The organism is Pseudalkalibacillus sp. Hm43 (genome assembly GCF_051842935.1).
Taxonomy (GTDB): domain Bacteria; phylum Bacillota; class Bacilli; order Bacillales; family Fictibacillaceae; genus Pseudalkalibacillus.
The window spans coordinates 2,895,352-2,916,403 of the sequence record NZ_JBPXRR010000001.1; the positions used below are offsets into that span (position 1 = coordinate 2,895,352).

21 protein-coding genes are annotated in these 21,052 nt (G+C 46.6%); all 21 read right to left on the reverse strand.

What is annotated here, in order from left to right; translation table 11 throughout:
* Window positions 1-11: 11 nt before the first annotated feature.
* The 21 genes from ACSVDE_RS15045 to atpD all read right to left on the reverse strand — a co-directional run bounded on the left by ACSVDE_RS15045 (window position 12) and on the right by atpD (window position 21,013).
* Window positions 12-830: a peptidoglycan DD-metalloendopeptidase family protein gene (locus tag ACSVDE_RS15045; protein WP_439301680.1), complete on the reverse strand. Its 819-nt coding sequence runs from the start codon at window positions 828-830 to the stop codon at window positions 12-14.
* Between the two features lie 313 nt (window positions 831-1,143).
* Window positions 1,144-2,175 (reverse strand): stage II sporulation protein D, encoded by a 1,032-nt coding sequence (gene spoIID / locus ACSVDE_RS15050; protein ID WP_439301681.1) that lies wholly within the window; start codon window positions 2,173-2,175, stop codon window positions 1,144-1,146.
* 567 nt (window positions 2,176-2,742) lie between these two features.
* Window positions 2,743-4,065: a UDP-N-acetylglucosamine 1-carboxyvinyltransferase gene (gene murA / locus ACSVDE_RS15055; protein ID WP_439301682.1), complete on the reverse strand. Its 1,323-nt coding sequence runs from the start codon at window positions 4,063-4,065 to the stop codon at window positions 2,743-2,745.
* Window positions 4,066-4,098: 33 nt separating this feature from the next.
* On the reverse strand, window positions 4,099-4,848 hold the full coding sequence (locus ACSVDE_RS15060) for a YwmB family TATA-box binding protein (RefSeq protein WP_439301683.1): 750 nt from the start codon (window positions 4,846-4,848) through the stop codon (window positions 4,099-4,101).
* A 188-nt stretch (window positions 4,849-5,036) separates the two neighbouring features.
* Window positions 5,037-5,267 (reverse strand): DUF1146 family protein, encoded by a 231-nt coding sequence (locus tag ACSVDE_RS15065; protein ID WP_439301684.1) that lies wholly within the window; start codon window positions 5,265-5,267, stop codon window positions 5,037-5,039.
* Between the two features lie 234 nt (window positions 5,268-5,501).
* Window positions 5,502-6,995: an NADH-quinone oxidoreductase subunit NuoN gene (nuoN, locus tag ACSVDE_RS15070; protein WP_439301685.1), complete on the reverse strand. Its 1,494-nt coding sequence runs from the start codon at window positions 6,993-6,995 to the stop codon at window positions 5,502-5,504.
* A complete protein-coding gene (locus ACSVDE_RS15075; protein ID WP_439301686.1) occupies window positions 6,992-8,518 on the reverse strand; it encodes a complex I subunit 4 family protein in 1,527 nt (508 codons plus the stop codon). The genes nuoN and ACSVDE_RS15075 overlap by 4 nt, the downstream gene beginning before the upstream one ends.
* A complete protein-coding gene (gene nuoL, locus ACSVDE_RS15080) occupies window positions 8,518-10,380 on the reverse strand; it encodes an NADH-quinone oxidoreductase subunit L (RefSeq protein ID WP_439301687.1) in 1,863 nt (620 codons plus the stop codon). Before nuoL ends, ACSVDE_RS15075 begins: the two co-directional genes overlap by 1 nt.
* A gap of 15 nt (window positions 10,381-10,395) precedes the next feature.
* A complete protein-coding gene (gene nuoK, locus ACSVDE_RS15085; protein WP_439301688.1) occupies window positions 10,396-10,710 on the reverse strand; it encodes an NADH-quinone oxidoreductase subunit NuoK in 315 nt (104 codons plus the stop codon).
* Entirely contained in the window at window positions 10,703-11,221 is a 519-nt protein-coding gene (locus ACSVDE_RS15090; protein WP_226547453.1) for an NADH-quinone oxidoreductase subunit J, read from the reverse strand. Before ACSVDE_RS15090 ends, nuoK begins: the two co-directional genes overlap by 8 nt.
* Window positions 11,218-11,637 carry an NADH-quinone oxidoreductase subunit NuoI gene (gene nuoI / locus ACSVDE_RS15095; RefSeq protein WP_226547454.1) on the reverse strand — a complete coding sequence of 140 codons (420 nt, stop codon included), beginning with the start codon at window positions 11,635-11,637 and terminating at the stop codon, window positions 11,218-11,220. The genes ACSVDE_RS15090 and nuoI overlap by 4 nt, the downstream gene beginning before the upstream one ends.
* 13 nt (window positions 11,638-11,650) lie before the next feature.
* The gene (gene nuoH / locus ACSVDE_RS15100) at window positions 11,651-12,652 is read right to left on the reverse strand and encodes an NADH-quinone oxidoreductase subunit NuoH (RefSeq protein ID WP_439301689.1); all 1,002 of its coding nucleotides are present in this window, start codon (window positions 12,650-12,652) and stop codon (window positions 11,651-11,653) included.
* Window positions 12,652-13,752, reverse strand: a complete 1,101-nt coding sequence (locus tag ACSVDE_RS15105) for an NADH-quinone oxidoreductase subunit D (protein ID WP_226547456.1) — start codon at window positions 13,750-13,752, stop codon at window positions 12,652-12,654. Before ACSVDE_RS15105 ends, nuoH begins: the two co-directional genes overlap by 1 nt.
* 3 nt (window positions 13,753-13,755) lie before the next feature.
* On the reverse strand, window positions 13,756-14,976 hold the full coding sequence (locus ACSVDE_RS15110) for an NADH-quinone oxidoreductase subunit C (protein WP_439301690.1): 1,221 nt from the start codon (window positions 14,974-14,976) through the stop codon (window positions 13,756-13,758).
* Window positions 14,973-15,491 carry a NuoB/complex I 20 kDa subunit family protein gene (locus tag ACSVDE_RS15115; protein WP_439301691.1) on the reverse strand — a complete coding sequence of 173 codons (519 nt, stop codon included), beginning with the start codon at window positions 15,489-15,491 and terminating at the stop codon, window positions 14,973-14,975. Before ACSVDE_RS15115 ends, ACSVDE_RS15110 begins: the two co-directional genes overlap by 4 nt.
* Window positions 15,482-15,856 carry an NADH-quinone oxidoreductase subunit A gene (locus ACSVDE_RS15120; RefSeq protein WP_439301692.1) on the reverse strand — a complete coding sequence of 125 codons (375 nt, stop codon included), beginning with the start codon at window positions 15,854-15,856 and terminating at the stop codon, window positions 15,482-15,484. Before ACSVDE_RS15120 ends, ACSVDE_RS15115 begins: the two co-directional genes overlap by 10 nt.
* 275 nt (window positions 15,857-16,131) lie before the next feature.
* Window positions 16,132-16,659, reverse strand: coding sequence for a chromate transporter (locus tag ACSVDE_RS15125; protein WP_439301693.1), 528 nt, complete (start codon window positions 16,657-16,659; stop codon window positions 16,132-16,134).
* Entirely contained in the window at window positions 16,659-17,246 is a 588-nt protein-coding gene (locus ACSVDE_RS15130) for a chromate transporter (protein ID WP_439301694.1), read from the reverse strand. Before ACSVDE_RS15130 ends, ACSVDE_RS15125 begins: the two co-directional genes overlap by 1 nt.
* Window positions 17,240-18,850, reverse strand: coding sequence for a gamma-glutamyltransferase family protein (locus ACSVDE_RS15135; RefSeq protein WP_439301695.1), 1,611 nt, complete (start codon window positions 18,848-18,850; stop codon window positions 17,240-17,242). Before ACSVDE_RS15135 ends, ACSVDE_RS15130 begins: the two co-directional genes overlap by 7 nt.
* Window positions 18,851-19,178: 328 nt before the next feature.
* A complete protein-coding gene (locus tag ACSVDE_RS15140; protein ID WP_439301696.1) occupies window positions 19,179-19,583 on the reverse strand; it encodes a F0F1 ATP synthase subunit epsilon in 405 nt (134 codons plus the stop codon).
* A 26-nt stretch (window positions 19,584-19,609) separates the two neighbouring features.
* Window positions 19,610-21,013 carry a F0F1 ATP synthase subunit beta gene (gene atpD / locus ACSVDE_RS15145; protein WP_439301697.1) on the reverse strand — a complete coding sequence of 468 codons (1,404 nt, stop codon included), beginning with the start codon at window positions 21,011-21,013 and terminating at the stop codon, window positions 19,610-19,612.
* Between the last annotated feature and the right edge of the window lie 39 nt (window positions 21,014-21,052).

Genomic DNA, 21,052 nt, shown 5'->3' on the forward strand with positions numbered 1-21,052 from the left:
CAGTTTTGGTTTTATGCGTCTGATTGGTCTTCATCCTCAGTTGAGTTTTCCTGTGGTGAAGCGTCGTCGGTTTGGGTTTCGTTCGCATTTTCGTCAGCTGGGTCTACATCAGCGTTTTCCTCAGCTTCCGTGTTTGTTTTGTTGACGTCCTGTTTTTGATCAGGAATGTCAGTGACGGATTTGTTGAAGTATGCGTCCGGATTGACGGCTACGCCATCCTTACGTACTTCAAAGTGTACGTGCACTTTCGCTTCTTTATCAAGAAGGTTCATTCCCGCTGTTCCTAGAACAGTTCCTTGTTTAACAGTGTCGCCTTCTTCAACTTGAAGGTCTGCAAGGCTAGAGTAGTGTGTCATGACTCCATTGTCGTGTTCGATGTGAACAACGTATCCAAGTAGAGGTTCTTGAGTTGCTTTTACGACTTTACCACTTAAACTTGCTTGTACTTCAAATGGTTCGCCGCTCTCAGTAGCATAGTTGATTCCTTTATTCTGGAAGTAGGTATTATTATAGAATACGAGAGCTGCTTCTTGTTCTGCTTCTGATGCTGCGCTGTCATAGAACTTCTTTTGTACTTCGACAGCTTTGTCATCGACTGGAGATTTAAATACCTCTGCATCTGACATTACTGGTACTGAATCTTGATCTTCATACCCGATCGGGTTAGCTTTTTCTTTAAGATTTTCCCCAATCGTGTTCTGATACCAAAGGACAGATGCTAGAATCACTGCTGCGAACCCAAGATATACTGCCGGATAAACCCAACGCTTCTTTTTGTACCACTTACCTTTAAGAGGATTGACTGATTTTTGTTTTTCTTCTTCTCTCATGGTTATCACCTCAGCAACATTGTTGGCACATTTTTCAAAATATATACATTCCGGATATTTTTTCCTGAATAAATTTTCGACAAACAGGGGAAAGTAACGGGTTGCCTGGTGTGGCGCATGGTTTGCGCTCTAAATGAACCATGCTTTAAGAACAATAAAAACCACCGCTGAAGTTTCAGCGGTGGCTACCTTCTATTCTGTACCTGGTACGTTTTGAGAAGCGTTGGTATCATTGATGAAATAAACAGTGCCAGGTACCAATATGTGGTTGTTGCCCTGTAAGGCTTCCCAATCGGTACCTGGCACTTCATTTTTATTTTTGGGCGGTCAGCTTCGTTGTGTAGGCTTTCGTGTCGGTGATTTCGACTCCGTTGTAGTAGTGTTGAACAATCTTTGCGTAGTCCTTACCTTCTTGCGCCATTCCGTTGGCACCGTATTGGCTCATTCCAACGCCATGACCGTACCCACGGGTTTGAACGATGACTTGATCCTTCTTTTTCAAAATCGTAAAGTCAGAGGATTTCAAGTTCAGACTGACTCGGATATCCTTCCCACTCAGTTTCTTTCCGTTAATATCAATTACATCAATATAATTCCCTGAAGTTCGTTTGACGATTTTCCCAATCTGACCATCTCCAGAAAGTTTTACATTTAATTTGGATTCCACTTCTCCAACGGAAAATGCTTGTTGGAAGAAATACTTCGGTGAATCTTTATCCCAAGGACTATCCACACTTCTCAAATACGGGAAAGCGCTTGACCAGTAATCTTCCGAGTTTTGCGTTTGACCGTTGCTTGTTGAGAAAAACAGCGCTTCAATCGGTTTTCCATCGTAGGTGATGATTTTACCTTCAGTCTCTTTTACGGCTTGTGTGATCTTTTTGATTTTCCAATCGTAATCCTTGCCCCATATGTTTTGAAGATCTGCATCGTTTTTATAAACTTGATGAATGATGGCGTCAGTGATGTCGGCCCCTTCCGGTAAGTTCATATCGGTCGGGTTCAAAAGCATCTTGATGATGTACGTTCTTGCCGTCAATGCCTGGGCTTTCAATGCTTCCATTTCAAAATCAGCTGGCATCTCTGCTGCGACGACTCCTTTTACATACTCTTCAAGTGGTAGGGTCTCAATGGTTTTGGCAGCCGTCTTATAAACCGAAACGTCGACATCAGAATTCAAGACAATCGGTTCATCTGTCGTTACTCGGTCTGATTGCACAGGCTGGTTCATCTGCTTCGTCTCATTTCCGAATGGCATGACAATCATGGCTGGCAGTAAAATGATGAGTGCAAGAAGTCCAATGATGAGAAGGTAGAATGGCATTTTGTTAGGAATAGGCTTCATAGGCAATCCTCCAAATTTGACGGGTTATAGTATAGCTTATGGGCTTGGACAACCATTTAGAACCGTTGCCACCCACGATTCGACCCCCGTCAGTGTTCAAAAACAGCATGTCCCATACTATTCAATGGTAAACTTAATTAGAAGACATGATGATGTAAAAAAGAATCCCTCGTAAGTCATAGTTAATGGAAAAAGACGACTTTTGGCCGCCTTTTCATTTCATAGATTGAAGGATTCGGGATTATAGACCCAATTTGAAGAAATATAAGCCTGATTTGAAAATTATAATCCAAATTCAGAAATTATAGACCCGTTTCAGGGATTTATAATCCAAAATCAGAAAATATAAACCAAACGCAGTTGGAATACCGAGTCTGTACCAGGTACCGATCAGGAACCCTTGATACCACTCACTCCTCAACAAGTGCCAGGTACCGATCAGAAACCCCTGGTACAACTGGCTTCTAAATCGGTACCTGGCACCACTTCATCGAACTTCTTCTCTACTTTAATGCAAAAAAGCCATCCTCCATAGTTGGAGAATGGCTTTTCTTAATAATCCATGTATTATGCCATGTTTGGCTTTGCGTTAAGTGTTTGTTCTTGTTGTTCAGCCACAATTTCTTCTGTTTCTTCTTTCACACGTTCAATGTCTGCACCGAGTCCGGCTAATTTTCCAGAGAAATCGACATATCCGCGGTCCAAGTGCTGTAATTCAGTCACTCGTGTATATCCATCTGCAATCAATCCAGCAAGGATTAATGCAGCTCCTGCTCGTAGGTCTGTCGCAGCAACTTCTGCACCTTGCAGTTTTGCAGGTCCATTCACGACTGCTGAGCGTCCTTCGATTTTGATATCACCATTCATGCGGCGGAATTCTTCCACGTGCATGAAGCGGTTTTCAAATACCGTTTCAGTAATAACACTTGTGCCTTTCGCAGCAAGCAATAGAGCCATCATCTGAGACTGGAGATCCGTCGGGAATCCAGGGTGAGGCATTGTCTTGATGTCGACCGGCTTCAAAGTTTCAGGTCCGACGATACGTACGCCTGCAGGTGTTTCTGTAACAGATACACCCATTTCTTCAAGCTTTGCTACCAACGGAGTCAAGTGTTCCTGTTGAGCGTTCGTGATCGTCACGTCTCCACCCGTAATAGCAGCAGCGACCATGAAAGTTCCTGCTTCAATACGGTCTGCGATGACAGTGTGATCCGCTCCGTGCATTTCCTCGACACCTTCGACTCGAAGTGTGCCAGTTCCAGCACCGTAAACTTTTGCTCCCATTGCGTTCAAATAGTTCGCTAAGCAAACAATTTCAGGTTCTTTCGCGACGTTTTCAATGATACTTGTGCCTTCTGCCAATGCAGCGGCCATCATGATATTTTCAGTGGCACCTACACTTGGGAAGTCTAAATAGATCTTCGCTCCTTGTAAGCGTCCTTCTTTTTTCGCTTCGATAAAGCCGTTTCCGATCTTCACTTCGGCACCCATCGCTTCGAAACCTTTCAGATGCTGGTCGATCGGTCGAGAGCCGATTGCACAGCCGCCTGGCAATGCGATTCTTGCAATTCCGACTCGAGCAAGCAATGGTCCCATGACTAAGAATGATGCTCTCATTTTACGTACATACTCAAAAGGTGCTTCCGTCTTCAAAGTCTTAGATGCGTCAACCTTGATCTGGTTGTTCCCATACTCCGCATCAATGTTCAAATGACGTAAAACTTCTTGAATCGTATATACATCGGCAAGTGCCGGTACTTCCGAAATTGTACTTGTTCCTTTACTTGCTAAGATAGATGCTGCGATGACAGGCAGTACGGCATTTTTTGCTCCTTCTACTTTAACGGAGCCTTCTAACCGCCTACCACCACGGACGATGATTTTTTCCAAGATATTCCCCTCCGCGTCCAATTTATATAAATATTAATATTCAGTCGTTATGATCGGTGTTCCAATAGTAATGGTTGTCTTTCCGCCTATTCCGTTATTTCGAAGTCCAATTTGTAAGTTCATCTCTTGTTGTTTCGTTGCTATGGATTGCTTCCATTCGTCAGTATATGCTGATAAGGACAGAAATGTCTCTTCGTTTATTGATTCGATGATCGTTGCGTCAAATGACTGAACGAGTTGTTTCGCCAATTTTTGCAAAACAATACCCATTGTAGCACTCTTCTCACCTTTGACACAAGTATAAATTGTAGGATTCTTTCCGATCAGCAATTGGACTTTCTCCCTATAGATAGGCCTATAAGCGTCCCACTCCTCTGGGTCCCATGCTGTCCCCATAACTTCATAGATAATGTACGTCATGTACTGTCCTTTGTGGGGGTAAGCAAACAGGGTAACCTTTTCAGTTAATCCAAATGAGTTATTGGTATATCCGGATACCTTCCAATGCTCATTTGTTTCGTCAACCTCATCCCACCGAAACTCTGGTGTTTTTGCCTGCAGGCTTTCTACTAACAATACATACCCGACAAAATCAGATATAAAACCCAAGTCATTTTTACCATATAATGACCAGTTCTGGATGGATACCCCAGATTCTGCCATGACACGTGTGATGTCCTGAAGCTCTCGATCCGTCCAATCGGATTGCTTCGCTTCAGCACCTGAAAAGCATGCAAGCAAAATCGCCAATGTCATCCATAACACAGTAAGCTTCCGGTTCATCTTCCCCACTACCTCTCCCGTTCGATATGAGTACAAAAAGGGCTGAATTTTTGTACAACGTCTCTACTACCATTTTTGCCCTTAGATGGAGACTCATACATGGAAGATGTAGTCAAGAACCGACATATTATGTACAGATCCTCTTGTTCGTAAAAAGTTGCTTGCAAAAGCCTTTATTCCATTAGACGTTAAAACAAGTATTGAAGTTGCAATGACCAAGATAAATAATTCATGAAAAATGTGCTGACCAATGACGCAAGTGCAATCGTGAGCAAGATCATCAACAATCTTGCTTGTACCACTTTTCCACTCTTTATAAACTTTTCAATGTGAAGTCCTTGAATCGCCCACCATGATACAGCTAGAAAAACCAGGTTGACGATGATATTTAACAAAGACTGTTGTCCAAAAGGCTCCATTTAGGGACCTCCATTTCAGGTTCTCTATATTTTTCGACAAGATCTTTATGTTTCCTTCAGTATATTGCATCTTTTTACAAATTACACCTTTTGTCCTACATAGTTGTTATTTCCCACGCAATATATGACGATTTCCTCGAAAATGATGTCGTTTGATGAGTGTAACATAAGCGACAGGGTGAATTTCGAACAAAAAATGCACCCCATTCTACTGGAGTGCATTCTTCTGTCGATTTATTTTACGAACAACTGACTCATGTCGAATCCGTTATGGAAAAATTCAAGCGCAGCAGCTGGATAAACGCCGAACGCGATCGTTCCAACCGCACATACAATCATGACTATGAGCATGCCGACTGAAGGGCGAATCCGCTCCAGTATTCCTTTTCGGAAATACATGTGCACAAGCACGTTGAAATAGTACACGTACGAGACAACGGTCGTCGCAATCATGACCGACGCGAGGACGTAGTGGCCCGTTCCGAGCGCGCTCATGAAGATTCCGAACTTCCCAATGAACCCAGCCGTAAATGGTAAGCCCGCTAAGGAAATGATGAACACGGACATCATCACAGCTACAAATGGTGAGCGTGCATATAACCCTGAAAAAGCGGTCATGTCTTCTGACTTCTCCCTTTCCGTCACAAATTGGATGACAGCGAAAGCCCCAATGTTCATCAATAGGTAAGCGAGTAGATAGAACCAAGTCGCTTTAAAGACCAACAGAGACAAAGAGACGAAAGGTACAAGCACGTAACCTGCGTGCGCGATACTTGAATAAGCGAGCATGCGCTTAATGTTCCGTTGCCTTAACGCGATGACGTTTCCAACGATCATCGTCACGCCCGCTACAAATGCGATATAAGGCTGTAGATCCAGGACGACCGTATTGTGCCAGCCTTGCACCGACAAGAAACTGATCAAGAATATTTTCAAAATGAGCGCAAAGCCAGCCGTTTTCGAAACGACACTCAGGAATGTCGTTACTGGCGTCGGTGAACCTTGATATACATCCGGTGCCCACATATGGAACGGTGCGGCTGCGATTTTAAAAGAAAGACCGACGAGCAGCATGACGAACGCCATAAGCAATAAGAACTTATTCTGCTCAACGATTGGGCTGGTCAATCCTTCTGCTATCCCGTATAGATTCGTCGTACCGGTCAAGCCGTATACATAACTCATCCCGAACAATGTAATTGCAGTGGCAATCCCGCCGTTCACAACGTATTTGAAGGCTGCTTCATTCGACTGCAAGTTCTTCTTCCTTATTCCAGCTAGAATGTAAGAGGAAATCGATAGTAGCTCGAGCCCTACAAACAAGGTAATCAAGTCGGCACTGGACGCCATCATCATCGCACCGAGTAGCGCGGTCAATAAGAGGTAGAAGAATTCCCCCCGGTACTGCCAGTTGTGCTCACCTTCATAATCCATCGCGAGTACTAGGATCAGTCCGGTCGCAACAAGGAACAGCAGTTTGAAAGCAAGTGCAAATGAATCAAAGCGATACGTGTCAAAAAGAATGGACGTTGTCGGCTCGCCAATCTGAAAAACGGCGAAAACGATCGCCACCACGACACCAAGCAATCCGAGAAGTGCGAGCGGTTTGCGGCTAGCCTTGGCCGGCATGAACAAATCGATCAACGATAACAGAGTCGCGACGATCAAAATCGTAAATTCCGGAGCCATGATGCCCCAGTCGTAGCTGAGTAATTTTTCTAATGTCATGTGATCGCCCCCTTACCTGCCATCATGGCTTCAATCGTAAGGTGCAACATATCAGACAGCACTGCCGGATAGACACCGATTAAGATGATGAAAAAGGTGAGAATCAACGCTGGCAGCCATTCGACGAAACGGCCTTCTTTAATCGTGCCGAGCGCTTCTTTCGTTTCACCGAACGTGATCGTCAACACAGCTCGTAAAATATAGACAGCTGTCAGGATGATACCGAGTGTTCCGATTGCGGCTAAAACTGGCATCGTCTTGAACAATCCGAAAAAGGCCATGAATTCACTGACGAATCCGGACATACCCGGCAATCCAAGTGACGCCAATCCTCCAGCAAGTAAGAATCCAGCAGTAATCGGCATCATCTTCGCCAGCCCACCGAGATGGGTGATGAGTGATGTGCCCGTGCGCTGATATATCAACCCGACGAGGAAGAACAGCAGCGCGGAAATCAATCCGTGAGAGATCACTTGGAACATCGCACCCTGGATTCCGGCTTCAGTCAAACTCCCAAGTCCGATCAACACTATCCCCATGTGAGACACACTGGAATAGGCGAGCACCTTTTTAAAATCAATCTGAACGAACGCGATGAATGCGCCGTACAACAAGTTGATGACGCCGAGCAATGCGATCCAGAATGCGATCTGTTCAAATTCACCCGGGAAGAAACCGAGTCCGAATTGATACAGTCCATAAGCACCGATTTTCAAAAGGATGCCTGAGTGGATCATCACGATGGATGGTGGTGCTTGCACGTGTACTTGTAGCATCCACGAATGTAGCGGTACAATCGGCAGCTTTACACCGAGCGCTACAAGCAAGGCAATCAACAGTCCCATGCGGAAGTTATCACCTAAATAGTAACGTTCGAGCATTTCCGGGGGTTGACTCAGGAACGCTGATAACCCCGTAAAATTCATCGTACCTGACTTCATGTACAGAATGATGAAGACGATCAGCAAGATCGCTGAGCCTAATCCGTTATAAATCAAAAAGCTGTAAGCGGCCTTTTCCTTATCAAGATAACCCCATTTTCCAATCAGGAAAAACGTCGGGATCAACGTAATTTCAAAAAAGATGAAGAAGAGCAATAGGTTCTGAGAAGCAAAGACGCCGAGCATTCCTACCTCGAGGAGAAGGAATAACATGAAGTATCCTTTCCACTGGTCTTTGATCCAAACCGACGTTGCTGCGGCCAAAGTTGAAACGATCGCCGTCAACAACATCAACACAACCGACAATCCATTGACGCCGAGGTCATACTTGATCGTGAAATCATTCCCGTTCGGCTGTCCCTGAATATTGAAATCGATCCACTTGTACTGTTCAGCGAATTGAAGCGTTTCTTTCGCTGTGTCGAAACCGAAATAGACGAAGAACGCCAATACTAATGGTAAAAGGGTTGCCAATAAACCAATCCACTTGATAAGAACTTCATCCGTTTTCGGGACGAATAATAAAACCAAAATACCGAGTAACGGGGAGAAAATGAGTGCTGATAGAAGTATAGAATCCATTACGTCAAGTACCCCCCTAACCAGGCGACGATCAGCAACAGGATCGCCATGCCGGCGAATGCAACGGACCCGTAAATTTGAACCTGTCCGTTGTGTACTTTGGAGCCGATTTTACTGAACCAGCTGACCACTGAAGCAACCAACTGGACTAAGCCTTCAACGACGAACCGATCGACATAGTACCATAAATAACTGAAGCCTCTCGTTCCTTTAACAAAGCTATAATCATATGTTTCATCGATAAAATATTTATTTAATAAGATGTAATGGAAATCCGGTGCGGACTCTGAAAGTCGAGCGACCTTTTTCTTTGCATAGACGAGCCATGCCATGAAAATACCGAGCAACGATACGCCGGTTGCGACGACCGGAATCCACCAGTGCGTTTCATGGTGATGAATGTCCAAATACTGATTTTGTGCCAGGTAGTCTCCTAACACGGTCGCCATTGGTGTATTGATATATCCGGCAACAATCGCAAGAATACCGAGAACAACCATCGGGAACACCATCACGCCAGAAGATTCGTGCACCTTCAGTTTCTTATCCGAGCTGCGCGACTCGCCTGTGAAGACGAGGAAAAACAGTCGGAACATATAAAAGGCGGTCAGGAATGCTGCAACGACTGCGACCCAGAACAGTCCGTAACGACCATCTGCATAAGTCGAAGCTAAGATTTCATCCTTACTGAAAAATCCGGATAACAGAGGCACGCCTGAAATTGCCATCGCTCCAATCAAGAAGAGCGGAGCGGTCCATTTCATCTTTTTCCATAAGCCACCCATCTCGTGGATGTTTTGGGTATGTACCGCGTGGATGACGCTACCTGCTGCCAGAAACAGCAATGCTTTGAAAAAGGCATGTGTCGTCAGGTGGAAAATTCCTGCGACATATCCAGATGATCCGAGTGCAAGCATCATGTAGCCTAACTGGCTGACTGTTGAATAGGCTAAAACCCGCTTGATATCCGCTTGAGCAAGACCGATCGTCGCGGCGAAAATCGCGGTGAAGCCACCTACGACCGCAACCGTCGTCATCGCCGTTTCAGATGCTTCGAACAACGGGAACATCGCAGCGACCAAATAGACCCCGGCTGCTACCATCGTAGCGGCGTGAATCAATGCGGAAACCGGTGTCGGACCTTCCATCGCGTCCGGTAACCATGTATGTAACGGGAATTGACCTGATTTTCCGATTGCGCCGACAAAGATCAGAATGGCTGTGAGTGTGATCCATCCTTCTGATATATCGCCACCCGATACGGCATCGAAAATGACATCAAGCTCGAAGCTTCCGACTTGCCAGAACAGGAGAATCATCCCGATGAACAAGCCGACGTCCCCGATACGCGTCATGATGAACGCTTTCTTCGCGGCTTCACGCGCATCTCTTTTATAAAAGTAGTATCCGATCAATAGGAACGATCCGACTCCAACGAGCTCCCAGAAAATGTACAACTGAAGCAAGTTCGGCGATATGACCAATCCGAGCATCGCGAATGTGAACAAGCCCAAATAGGCGAAAAAGATCGGAAACCTTTCATCTTTGTGCATATAGCCTTTCGAATACACTTGTACTAAAAAGCTGACAAGCGATACGATGACGAGCATCAAGGCATTCAACGGGTTGACCAGATATCCGACGGTCAGAACCGTATCGCCGATCGCAAGCCATTCCATCGTTGCTTTTACCGATTCTCCACCCCACTGCCCTGCGAAAATGACGAGTGAGAGGATGAGCGAACCGAAAGTCAGCAATGAGCCGACCAGTGCGGACGCTTCTTTCAACCTACGACCAAACAATAAGAGAAGGACGAAGGATAGAAGCGGTAGTGCGGGTATGATCCAGATGATGGGATTCATGTTTCGGCCTCCTCCTTATCGTTTCAATATATCCATCTCATCTACGTTTACGGTCTTGCGGTTACGGTAGAGTGCAATGAGGATTGCAAGTCCTACCGCTGCTTCAGCAGCTGCGACGGTAATCGTAAACAAGGAAAAAATTTGTCCCGTGATACTTGGGTTGATACCATACTTCGCGAACGCAACAAGGTTGATATTCACTGCATTCAGCATCAATTCAATCGAGATCAGGACGATAACGGCATTTCGTTTCGTCAGTGCCCCGTACAATCCGATGCAAAAGAGGATTAAAGCAAGGACAAGATAAACCGATAAAGGGACACTACTCATTGTCCTCCGCCTCCTTTTCATCATCCCGCTTCGCCAGTACAATCGCACCGACTAATGCGACCAACAACAGGACGGATGTCAATTCAAATGGAATGACGTATTTTGAATAAAGTTCAATACCGATTTTCTCAGCGTTATCAACATGCAGCTCCGTCGCCTGCTCTCCAAAGCTCAAGTCATTGATCTGGAAGAACATGATCGCGAAAAAGACACCGATTCCGGTAAGCACCAGAATCAATTTCGGGAGCCCGATTTTCGACTCCGTCTTATCGTCATGCCGCGTGAGCATGATTCCGAACAGCATGATGATCGTGATTGCGCCCGAGTAGATCAGGATTTGCACGAATGCGAGGAATTCCGCTGACAGCATGATGTATAATCCTGCAATTGATAAAAATGTAAACACGAGAGCGATGACCATGTGCACGACCTTCGTCAGGTTCAGCATCAGCACACCGCTACCGATCGCGACGAGCGCGAGGATGAAGAATAAGATCAGTTCACCATTCATGCCTTATTCTCCCTTCGAACATTCGTGTCGTTTTCATCGAGCCATTCCAGGTTTTTGAACAGCTCATCACGGCTATATTCCGCAAGCTCGAAATTGTTCGTCATGACGATCGCCTCTGTCGGGCAAACCTCTGTACATAAGTCGCAAAGGATACAAATTTCGAAGTTGATGTCATACGTATCGATGATTTTCCCCTTTTTGTTCGGGTCAGGGTGCTTCTTCCCTGTCAGCTCGATGCAATCGGTCGGACAGATGTTGGCACATTGGTTACAAACGATACATTTCTCCGGATAAAACTTCTGGATTCCGCGGAATCGGTCTGGCATATCGATCGGTTCATCCGGGTACGAATACGTCACGTTCTGTTTGGTCAAATTTTTCAGTGTGTATTTTAACCCTTTTACGAGTCCTTTCATTGCAATCCCTCCGTTAGAACCAGATTTCCTTGATCACCGCGCTGATAAAAATGTTGAGCAAGGCTAACGGTAATAGTACTTTCCATCCAAATGACATGAGCTGATCGGCACGGAGACGCGGTAACGTCGCACGGAGCCAGATCATAATAAACACGATGATGCTGAATTTGATTGCGAACCAGATGACCCCTGGTATGAATTCAAGGAACGGAACCGGGTTCCATCCTCCGAGAAAAAGAATCGTCGTAATCGAAGCCATTGCAAACAAGTACACGTACTCTGTGAGCATGAAGAACGCCCAGCGGAATCCGGAATACTCGACATGGTAACCTGCGACAAGCTCAGACTCGGCTTCTGGTAAGTCAAACGGTGTACGGTTCAACTCAGCAACTGAAGCGACGAGGAAGATGAAGAACGCAAGTGGCTGGACGAACAAGTACGCCAGATTTTGTTGCGCTTCAACGATTTCCACAAGGTTCAAGCTTCCTGTCAGCAGGATGATTCCGATGACCGACATGACAAGTGGTACTTCATATGAAATCATTTGGGCCGCCGAACGCATGCCACCGAGCAAGGCGTATTTGTTGTTCGATGCCCATCCACCCATCAGGATTCCGACGGTTGAGATTCCAGAAATCGCGATATAGTAGAGAAGTCCGATTCCGATGTCAGAAAATCGGAGTGACTCGGAAAATGGAATGACCGCAAGCACCATAAATGCGGGTGCAAAAGCGATGATCGGTGCCAATATGAATAGCGGTCGATCCGCCGCTTTCGGAATGGTATCTTCTTTTAATAAAAGCTTCAGAACGTCAGCTACGGTTTGCAGGAGTCCAAGCGGTCCACCGACTCGGTTCGGTCCGACACGGAGCTGCATGAACCCGATGACCTTACGCTCTGCTAAGATGGCGTACGTTACGAATCCGAGTACCATCATCAGTAAGCCTGCGCCAAGTGCAAAAAAGATCAATGTACTCAAGTATGAAGGTGCTGAATAAAGCAGTTCTTCAATCATCAGCCGTCAACCTCCCCGAGTACAATGTCGATGCCGCCAAGGATCGTGATGAGGTTCGCGATGTTTTCGCCTTCCAACAGCTTCGGTAATATTTGCAGGTTATAAAACGACGGTCTTCTGAATTTCAACCGGTATGGCTCTTTTTTGCCTTGTGAAGCGATATAACAACCAATTTCACCACGAGGGGATTCGATTCGTACGTAAGTTTCTCCCGCCGGTGGCTTGATGATCCGTGGAACCTTCGCCATGATGTCCCCTTCAGCCGGGAACTGCTCGACAGCTTGTTCGACGATCTTCAACGATTCTTCGATTTCCGCCATTCGGCATTGGTAACGTGTCCACGCATCGCCACCGTCGAAGACCGGAACATCGAAGTCAAATCGGTCGTACAGTGAATACGGTTCTTTTTTACGAAGATCCCAATCGACTCCTGTACAACGGAGGTTTGCGCCACTCAAGGAATAAGCGAAGGCGTCTTCCTTCGTGTAATAGCCAACTCCTTTTACACGGTTCAAGAAGATTTCGTTTCCGCTGATCAGGTCATGGTAACCTGCTAGTTGTTTACGCATGTGCGGTACGAAGTCACGGACTTTCTCGATCCATCCTTCTGGGGCATCCCATTTCACACCGCCGACACGCATATAGTTGAACGTCAGGCGGGCACCTGAAATTTCGTTCAACATGTTGATGATCATTTCACGTTCGCGGAACGCATACAGGAACGGGCTCATCGCCCCGATATCGAGTAAATATGTACCGAACCAGACGAGGTGACTCGCAACCCGACCAAGCTCCATGACGAGAATACGTAAGTAATCCGCGCGTTCCGGGATTTCCATCTCCATCATCGTCTCTACCGCATGACAGATGATGTAGTTGTTCGTCATCGCAGATAAGTAATCCATCCGGTCTGTATAAGGGATGATCTGCGTATATTGCAGGTCTTCTGCTAGTTTCTCGGTTCCACGATGGAGGTAACCGATGACCGGCTTCGCTTCCTTGATGATTTCTCCATCAATTTTCAGGACAATACGGAAAACACCGTGCGTACTCGGATGCTGAGGTCCAACATTGAGGAGCATTTCTTCTGTACGGATCATAGGTTACACCTCCACATCGTAAGGTTCATAGTCTTTGCGCATCGGGTAGCCGACCCAATCATCCGGCATCAGGATCCGCGTCAAGTTCGGATGACCTGTAAAATGAATGCCGAGCAAGTCGTACGCTTCCCGCTCCGGCCAGTTTGCACCAGGCCATAGAGGTGCAAGTGAAGCGACTTCAGGTTTGTCCCGATCGACTTTCACTTTCAGTGCGACAGGCTGGTTGTTTTTGAAGGAATACATATGGGTATAGACTTCCATATGGGTCTCAAAATCGGTTCCATGCAATTCGCTTACATATTCAAAACAGAGCTGTTCGTTGTATTTCATGAACTCAGCCAATTTATAGTAGTTTTCATGTTTCGCAACAAGCGTTGGCACATCTTTTGCCAAACGGTTAATATATGAATCTTCTAGGATGTCGTCGCCAAGATTGTCTTGGATGACCTTGACGTACTTGTCTAGGAGGGGTTGATTAGGTGATGGCTTTTCTTCGACCGGTGCTTCTTCCTTTTGGTCACCGGACGCTTGCTTTGCTTTGGCAGCAGCAGCGGCTTTCGCTTTTGCCTTTGCGGCAGCGATTGCTTTCGCTTTTTCGTCATCGCCGTCTCCGCCACCGGATTTTGCAGCTTTTGCCTTAGCAGCAGCGGCAGCCTTGGCCTTCGCAGCGGCAATCGCCTTTGCTTTTTCATCGTCAGAAGCTCCACCAGACGCTTGAGCTTTCGCTTTTGCAGCGGCAGCAGCTTTGGCTTTAGCGGCAGCTGCGGCCTTAGCCTTGGCAGCGGCTGCAGCTTTGGCTTTTTCGTCAGCTGGTGAGTCTGCTTGAGCAGACGACTCTTCGGCTTCTTTAGCAGCTTTGCGCTCGGCAGCCTTGCGTTTCGCCTCTTCCACAGCTTTACGCTTCGCTTCCGCTTTCTCTTCTTCGGTCATTTCAGAAAAAGGTTTTTCGGCTGGGGCTTCAGAGGTTTCAGCCGCTTCCTTCGCTGCCTTCTTTTCTGCAGCCTTGCGCTTTGCTTCTTCGACGGCTTTTCGTTTCGCTTCCGCCTTCTCTTCTTCGGTCATTTCAGAAAAAGGTTTTTCGGCGGGGGCTTCAGAGGTTTCAGCCGCTTCCTTCGCCGCCTTCTTCTCGGCAGCCTTGCGTTTCGCCTCTTCCACGGCTTTACGCTTCGCTTCCGCCTTCTCTTCTGGCGTCATCTCGGAGAACGGTTTGTCTTGATCGCTCATTTATCGGTCACCCGCTTTCCTGTCTTAGCTTCATAGCGGATTTTTTCTTGTAGTTTATTAATTCCATAGATGAGTGCTGCCGGGTTTGGCGGGCAGCCAGGAATATAGACGTCGACCGGTACGATCTGGTCGACTCCTTTTACAACAGCATACGATTTTATGTATGGTCCACCGGCAGTCGCGCATGAACCCATGGCGATGACCCACTTCGGTTCTGGCATTTGGTCATAAAGACGCTTCAGGACTGGCGCCATTTTTTTCGTAACCGTGCCGGAAACGATCATCACGTCCGATTGACGCGGTGATGTACGGAATATAGATCCGAATCTGTCCAGGTCATAGTGGGAAGCTCCAGTTCCCATCATTTCAATGGCACAACAAGCCAACCCGAACGTGAGGGGCCATAGGGAGTTGCTTCGAGCCCACGCTTTCACTTGTTCGAGCGTGACAAAGAATACATTTTTCTGGAGTTCCTGATGGTCTTGCGGGGAGATATCTTGTAATCTTACATCCATTTTAACACCTTCTTCTTCCACGCATAGATGAGTCCGATCAACAGCATCACAATGAAGATTGTCATTTCAATCAATGCAAAAATTCCTAGTTTCTCATAGGCCACAGCCCATGGATATAGGAAGACGGTCTCTACATCAAAAATGACGAACAATAACGCGAAGATATAATAGCGTACGTTATATTGCACCCAGCTTTGATGAAAGGGCTCTATCCCACTTTCATAGGTTGTCTGTTTCTCTTTGTTCGGTTTTGACGGCCGAAGAATTTTCCCGGCTGTCAATGCGACCACAGGCAACAGTATCCCTAAAAGCAGGAACATGAGGACGACCAGATAATTGTTTTGATACAGGTGATAGAGCTCCATATGTACCTCCCGAATCTGTCATTCAACGTTATTGTTAGAAAGTTTTAAAAATTGTAATCGTTATCAATTATACCAAATACCATTTTGGGTGTCGACACGGTGTGGAATAAACAATACCATAATAAGTAAATGATACAAGCGTAGGATTTATCCCTTTTCAGTATCGGTTATTTTCCTCATTTTTTTACCTCTTTTTTCATATAAAAGAGGAATGACCCTAAAAAAGATACGCTGGCCTCACAAAAAACCACAGCTGCAGTAAGCTGTGGTTCTCTTTATAGAAATAGTGCTCCGTAAACGAGCGCCCCTGCGATGACAATCGCGGGATGGATACGGAAACGGACGAGCGTCAGATAACTCGCAGCCAATAGTATGATGGTTTGCAAGATTCCGCTGTTGGCGTACGAACTTTGGAAAAACTGGAACGCCATCACCCCAAGCAACACCGCAATCGCAGGTCGTACGGTAATCGTCATACGCTTCACTTTTTCCGATTCTTTATATTTCATCAATACTTTTAACAGGATGATCATCAAAAGTAAGGATGGCGCAACGGTTGCGAAAACACCGACCACAGCTCCTAGCCAACCGCCCTCGGCGTACCCGATGTATCCCGCCATCTTCGTAGCAATCGGTCCTGGCAGTGCATTTCCGAGTGCGAGCACTTCACTGAACTCCTCGGTCGTCATCCATTCATACCGGTCGACGACTTCATTTTCAACGAGCGGAATGGAAGCGGGTCCACCGCCATATCCGAGCACACCCGGAATGAAGAAAGCAAGGAAGATTTTCCAATAAAGCATTACTCCTCCCTCCTTCTTTTACCGCCAAAAAGTGCATACAGCAGTAAGATGGCAATTAAGATTCCAGGGTGTATATGAAGAAATTCCATCACAATCAGAGAGATGACAATAAACACGATGGCTACTGTCCATCCCATGCCTTCCTTCGACTTTTTCGTGAACTGCCAGGTGAGCTGTGCGAGCATGAACCCGACGACCGGAACAACCGCATTCGTCATCCCTTGCACCCACGGCTTGTCTTTGTACATGCTGAGCGTCGTCAGCAAGGCAATCATCGCAATGATCGAAGGTAAAATCGTCGCTAACACAGCGTTAATTATACCGATTGGTCCTGCTACCCGATACCCGATGTAGCCTGCGAGTTTCGTGGCGATCGGTCCTGGGAGAGTGTTACCGAGCGCGAGCAAATCTCCGAATTCGTCATCCGTAAACCAACGATAATGCTCAACGACTTCTTTATGAACAAGAGGGATGGAAGAAGGACCTCCTCCATACCCAAAAATGCCTACTCTGAAAAATGCTAGGAATAAGGCAAGTTGTTTATTGTGCTTCTTTTCTGGTTGAGTAGCCTCGTTTCCTTCTACCAAGCAGCAACACTTCCATCTGTCCTGGATTCGGTCCCTCCAGCTAGCACACCTGTTTCAGGGTCATGCCAGATGATCTGTCCACGTCCGAAAGGTCCACCGTCTAGTGCAACCTGGATGTGATGCCCTTTTCTAGCGAGCGCTTGAGCAATATGGTTCGGGAAGTTGGGTTCAACGAGTACTTTTTTATCCTCCATCCATTGCCATCTCGGAGCATCAAGTGCCGCTTGCGGGTTGAGGTGGAAGTCGATTGTGTTCATAGCGACTTGGAGGTGTCCTTGTGGTTGCATGAATCCACCCATGACGCCGAACGGTCCGACAGCCTGGTCCCCTTTTGTCAGAAAGCCTGGAATGATCGTATGGAATGTCTTTTTACCGCCTTCCAAACGGTTATCGTGATCCGGATCCATCGAAAAATTGTGTCCTCTATTTTGTAGGGCAATTCCAGTACCCGGTACCACGAGGCCGGATCCGAAGCCCATGTAATTGCTCTGTATGAACGAGACCATGTTGCCTTCACCGTCTGCTGTTGCCAGGTAAACCGTTCCTCCTTTTGGAGGTTCACCCGGTTCTGGTTGGAGCGCTTGCTCGCCGATGAGCTTTCGACGTTCTTCAGCATATGTATCGGATAATAGTCCTTGGACGGAGCGTTCCATCTTCCTTCCTTCTGTTACATAGTGGAGACCGTCCGTAAATGAAAGTTTCATTGCTTCAATCTGTTTGTGGAACGTATCGGCATCCTCCCGACTCGTAAACTCATAGCCTTTGAGGATATTGAGTGCCATAAGCGCAATGATTCCCTGTCCGTTCGGAGGAATCTCCCAAACTTTATATCCTCGGTAGTCCACCCCGATCGGATCGACCCATTCAGGCTCATAGTCTGCTAGGTCCTCTTTTCTTATGAAGCCATCATATTTTCGCGAGAATGCATCGATTTGATCGGCTATTTTCCCACGGTAAAAAGATTCCGCTTTCGTTTCAGCGATTTCTCTCAGTGTGGCTGCGTGGCCTTCCGAGCGCCACACTTCACCGATTTCAGGTGCTTTTCCTTCTGGTGCGAATGTGTCGAACCAGTGCTTGAACTCATCTGTCGTCAGTGCTTTTTTGAAGTGGTCAGCTGCAGACTTCCAAAACTTTCCGAGCGTCGGGGAGACCGGGTATCCATTCTCCGCGTACTCGATTGCAGGTGCCAGCACTTCGGTTAACGGAAGGTTTCCGAATCGCTCAGATAAAGTAGCCCATGCACTCGGTGCACCTGGTACAGTGACCGGCGTCCATCCGAATTTCGGGATCTCCTCCATTCCTTTTTCTTTCAGACCCTCAATAGAAATCGACTTTGGAGACGGTCCACTCGCGTTCAGCCCGTGCAGTTTCCCCTTCATCCAAACGAGTGCAAAAGCATCCCCTCCGATTCCGTTGGAGGTCGGTTCCACAACAGTCAGGCATGCAGCTGTCGCAATCGCCGCATCAACTGCATTTCCTCCCTTTTTTAAAATATCCAAACCAGCTTGTGCCGCGAGTGGTTGCGATGTCGCAACCATTCCTTTTTTAGCGAATGTCGTCATTCTTTGCGATGGATACGGGTTATGTAAATAGTCCTGATTCATGCGTACTTCATCCTCTCATTTCCAAATCACGTTATTTCCATTATATCGAGAATGAGCGAGCGTTCAATTATTTTGTCTGAAAATTCTGTTTTGAAAGGTCGAAACAAATCAATTTGGAAAGGATTTTCCTAAAAATCCTTCCTTTTAGATGTATGTTTAGGAAGACTTGGGGAACTTTCCTTCCGTCTTGTGGACTTTCATGCTGACTTAGGGAACTTTTTGGGGAACTTGTGGAACTTTGACGCTTACTTGGGGAACTCAGCACTTTTTTTACTACATAATCTGAATAGAAAAAAGACCCTTTCGTCTCCGAAAGGGTCTTCCTCATTTATTTTCCTGCGATGTTGATACGGTTGACTGCACGATTCAGAGCAAGCTCTGCACGCGCAAAATCAACACCTTCTTGCTTGGATTTCTGCAGACGTTGTTCTGCACGCTCTTTCGCAGCTTGAGCACGATCGACGTTGATGTCGTTCGCAAGCTCAGCAGCTTGAGCAAGAATGGTAACCTTTTCAGGTCGTACTTCTATAAATCCACCACTAACAGCCAAGATCTGTGTATTGTTTTCCTTCTTGATGCGGATCGCATTAATGGTTAACGGTGCTACAAGCGGAACGTGGCCTGGCAGGATTCCAAGCTCACCGCTGGTGGCTTTCGCGCTGACCATTTCTGCGCCTGTCTCGTCATACACAGGGCCATCAGGGGTGACGACACTTACTGCGAATGTCTTCATGAAACCCCTCCTCGGGCCAAATATCTTTAAGCCATTTGTTTCGCTTTATCTACTACTTCTTCGATACGTCCTACAAGACGGAATGCGTCTTCAGGAAGATCGTCATGCTTACCTTCAAGAATTTCTTTGAATCCTTTGATCGTTTCTTTAACAGGTACATAAGATCCTTTTTGACCAGTGAACTGTTCAGCAACGTGGAAGTTTTGAGATAAGAAGAACTGGATACGACGTGCACGAGATACCGTCATCTTGTCTTCGTCACTCAACTCATCCATACCAAGGATTGCGATGATGTCTTGAAGTTCTTTATAACGTTGAAGCGTTTGCTGTACTTGACGCGCAACGTTGTAGTGCTCTTCTCCAACGATTTCAGGTGCAAGTGCACGAGATGTTGAAGCAAGCGGGTCAACCGCTGGGTAGATACCCATTTCAGAAAGCTTACGCTCAAGGTTCGTTGTTGCATCCAAGTGGGCGAACGTCGTCGCTGGAGCCGGGTCAGTGTAGTCATCGGCAGGTACATAGATCGCCTGGATAGACGTTACGGAACCTTTCTTCGTAGATGTGATACGCTCCTGTAATTGACCCATTTCAGTAGCAAGTGTCGGCTGGTAACCAACCGCTGAAGGCATACGGCCTAGTAGGGCTGATACCTCAGAACCTGCTTGTGTGAAACGGAAGATGTTGTCGATGAAGAACAATACGTCTTGTCCTTGCTCGTCACGGAAGTATTCCGCCATTGTCAATCCAGTCAGGGCAACACGTTGACGTGCTCCTGGTGGTTCGTTCATCTGACCGAATACCATCGCTGTCTTTTTGATAACGCCGGAATCCGTCATTTCGTGGTAAAGGTCATTACCTTCACGTGTACGCTCTCCAACACCTGCGAATACGGAAATACCACCATGCTCTTGAGCGATGTTGTTGATAAGCTCCTGGATCAATACCGTCTTACCAACTCCTGCTCCTCCGAACAATCCGATCTTACCACCCTTAACGTATGGTGCAAGAAGGTCAACGACTTTAATTCCTGTTTCAAGGATTTCAGTCTTTGTTGTTAATTGGTCGAATTTTGGAGCTTCGCGGTGAATCGGATCGCGTTGTACGTCTGCGCCGATTTCCTCATCAAGGTCGATTTTCTCACCTAATACGTTAAAAACACGACCTAATGTTGCGTCACCTACTGGTACCGAGATCGGTGATCCAGTATCAATTGCTTCCGTTCCTCTTACGAGTCCGTCGGTGGAAGCCATCGCGACGGTACGAACAGTATCATCACCAAGGTGAAGTGAAACCTCAAGCGTCAACTCGATGTTCTTTTCGCCCTCAGTGGTTTGGACTCTAAGTGCATTGTAAATCTCAGGCAGGTTCCCGCTCTCGAACTGTACGTCGACAACTGGACCCATGACTTGAGTGATGCGTCCTTTGTTCATGTTTTTCCCTCCTAACGTCCTTTTGAGGATGCTTTTATG

Bases quoted from the DNA above. Each gene is read 5' to 3' on its own strand.
- ACSVDE_RS15045 (WP_439301680.1), bottom strand. From the start codon at position 830: ATGAGAGAAGAAGAAAAACAAAAATCAGTCAATCCTCTTAAAGGTAAG.
- spoIID (WP_439301681.1), bottom strand. From the start codon at position 2,175: ATGAAGCCTATTCCTAACAAAATGCCATTCTACCTTCTCATCATTGGA.
- ACSVDE_RS15060 (WP_439301683.1), bottom strand. From the start codon at position 4,848: ATGAACCGGAAGCTTACTGTGTTATGGATGACATTGGCGATTTTGCTT.
- ACSVDE_RS15065 (WP_439301684.1), bottom strand. From the start codon at position 5,267: ATGGAGCCTTTTGGACAACAGTCTTTGTTAAATATCATCGTCAACCTG.
- nuoN (WP_439301685.1), bottom strand. From the start codon at position 6,995: ATGACATTAGAAAAATTACTCAGCTACGACTGGGGCATCATGGCTCCG.
- ACSVDE_RS15075 (WP_439301686.1), bottom strand. From the start codon at position 8,518: ATGGATTCTATACTTCTATCAGCACTCATTTTCTCCCCGTTACTCGGT.
- nuoL (WP_439301687.1), bottom strand. From the start codon at position 10,380: ATGAATCCCATCATCTGGATCATACCCGCACTACCGCTTCTATCCTTC.
- nuoK (WP_439301688.1), bottom strand. From the start codon at position 10,710: ATGAGTAGTGTCCCTTTATCGGTTTATCTTGTCCTTGCTTTAATCCTC.
- ACSVDE_RS15090 (WP_226547453.1), bottom strand. From the start codon at position 11,221: ATGAATGGTGAACTGATCTTATTCTTCATCCTCGCGCTCGTCGCGATC.
- nuoI (WP_226547454.1), bottom strand. From the start codon at position 11,637: ATGAAAGGACTCGTAAAAGGGTTAAAATACACACTGAAAAATTTGACC.
- nuoH (WP_439301689.1), bottom strand. From the start codon at position 12,652: ATGATTGAAGAACTGCTTTATTCAGCACCTTCATACTTGAGTACATTG.
- ACSVDE_RS15105 (WP_226547456.1), bottom strand. From the start codon at position 13,752: ATGATCCGTACAGAAGAAATGCTCCTCAATGTTGGACCTCAGCATCCG.
- ACSVDE_RS15110 (WP_439301690.1), bottom strand. From the start codon at position 14,976: ATGAGCGATCAAGACAAACCGTTCTCCGAGATGACGCCAGAAGAGAAG.
- ACSVDE_RS15115 (WP_439301691.1), bottom strand. From the start codon at position 15,491: ATGGATGTAAGATTACAAGATATCTCCCCGCAAGACCATCAGGAACTC.
- ACSVDE_RS15120 (WP_439301692.1), bottom strand. From the start codon at position 15,856: ATGGAGCTCTATCACCTGTATCAAAACAATTATCTGGTCGTCCTCATG.
- ACSVDE_RS15125 (WP_439301693.1), bottom strand. From the start codon at position 16,659: ATGCTTTATTGGAAAATCTTCCTTGCTTTCTTCATTCCGGGTGTGCTC.
- ACSVDE_RS15135 (WP_439301695.1), bottom strand. From the start codon at position 18,850: ATGAATCAGGACTATTTACATAACCCGTATCCATCGCAAAGAATGACG.
- ACSVDE_RS15140 (WP_439301696.1), bottom strand. From the start codon at position 19,583: ATGAAGACATTCGCAGTAAGTGTCGTCACCCCTGATGGCCCTGTGTAT.
- atpD (WP_439301697.1), bottom strand. From the start codon at position 21,013: ATGAACAAAGGACGCATCACTCAAGTCATGGGTCCAGTTGTCGACGTA.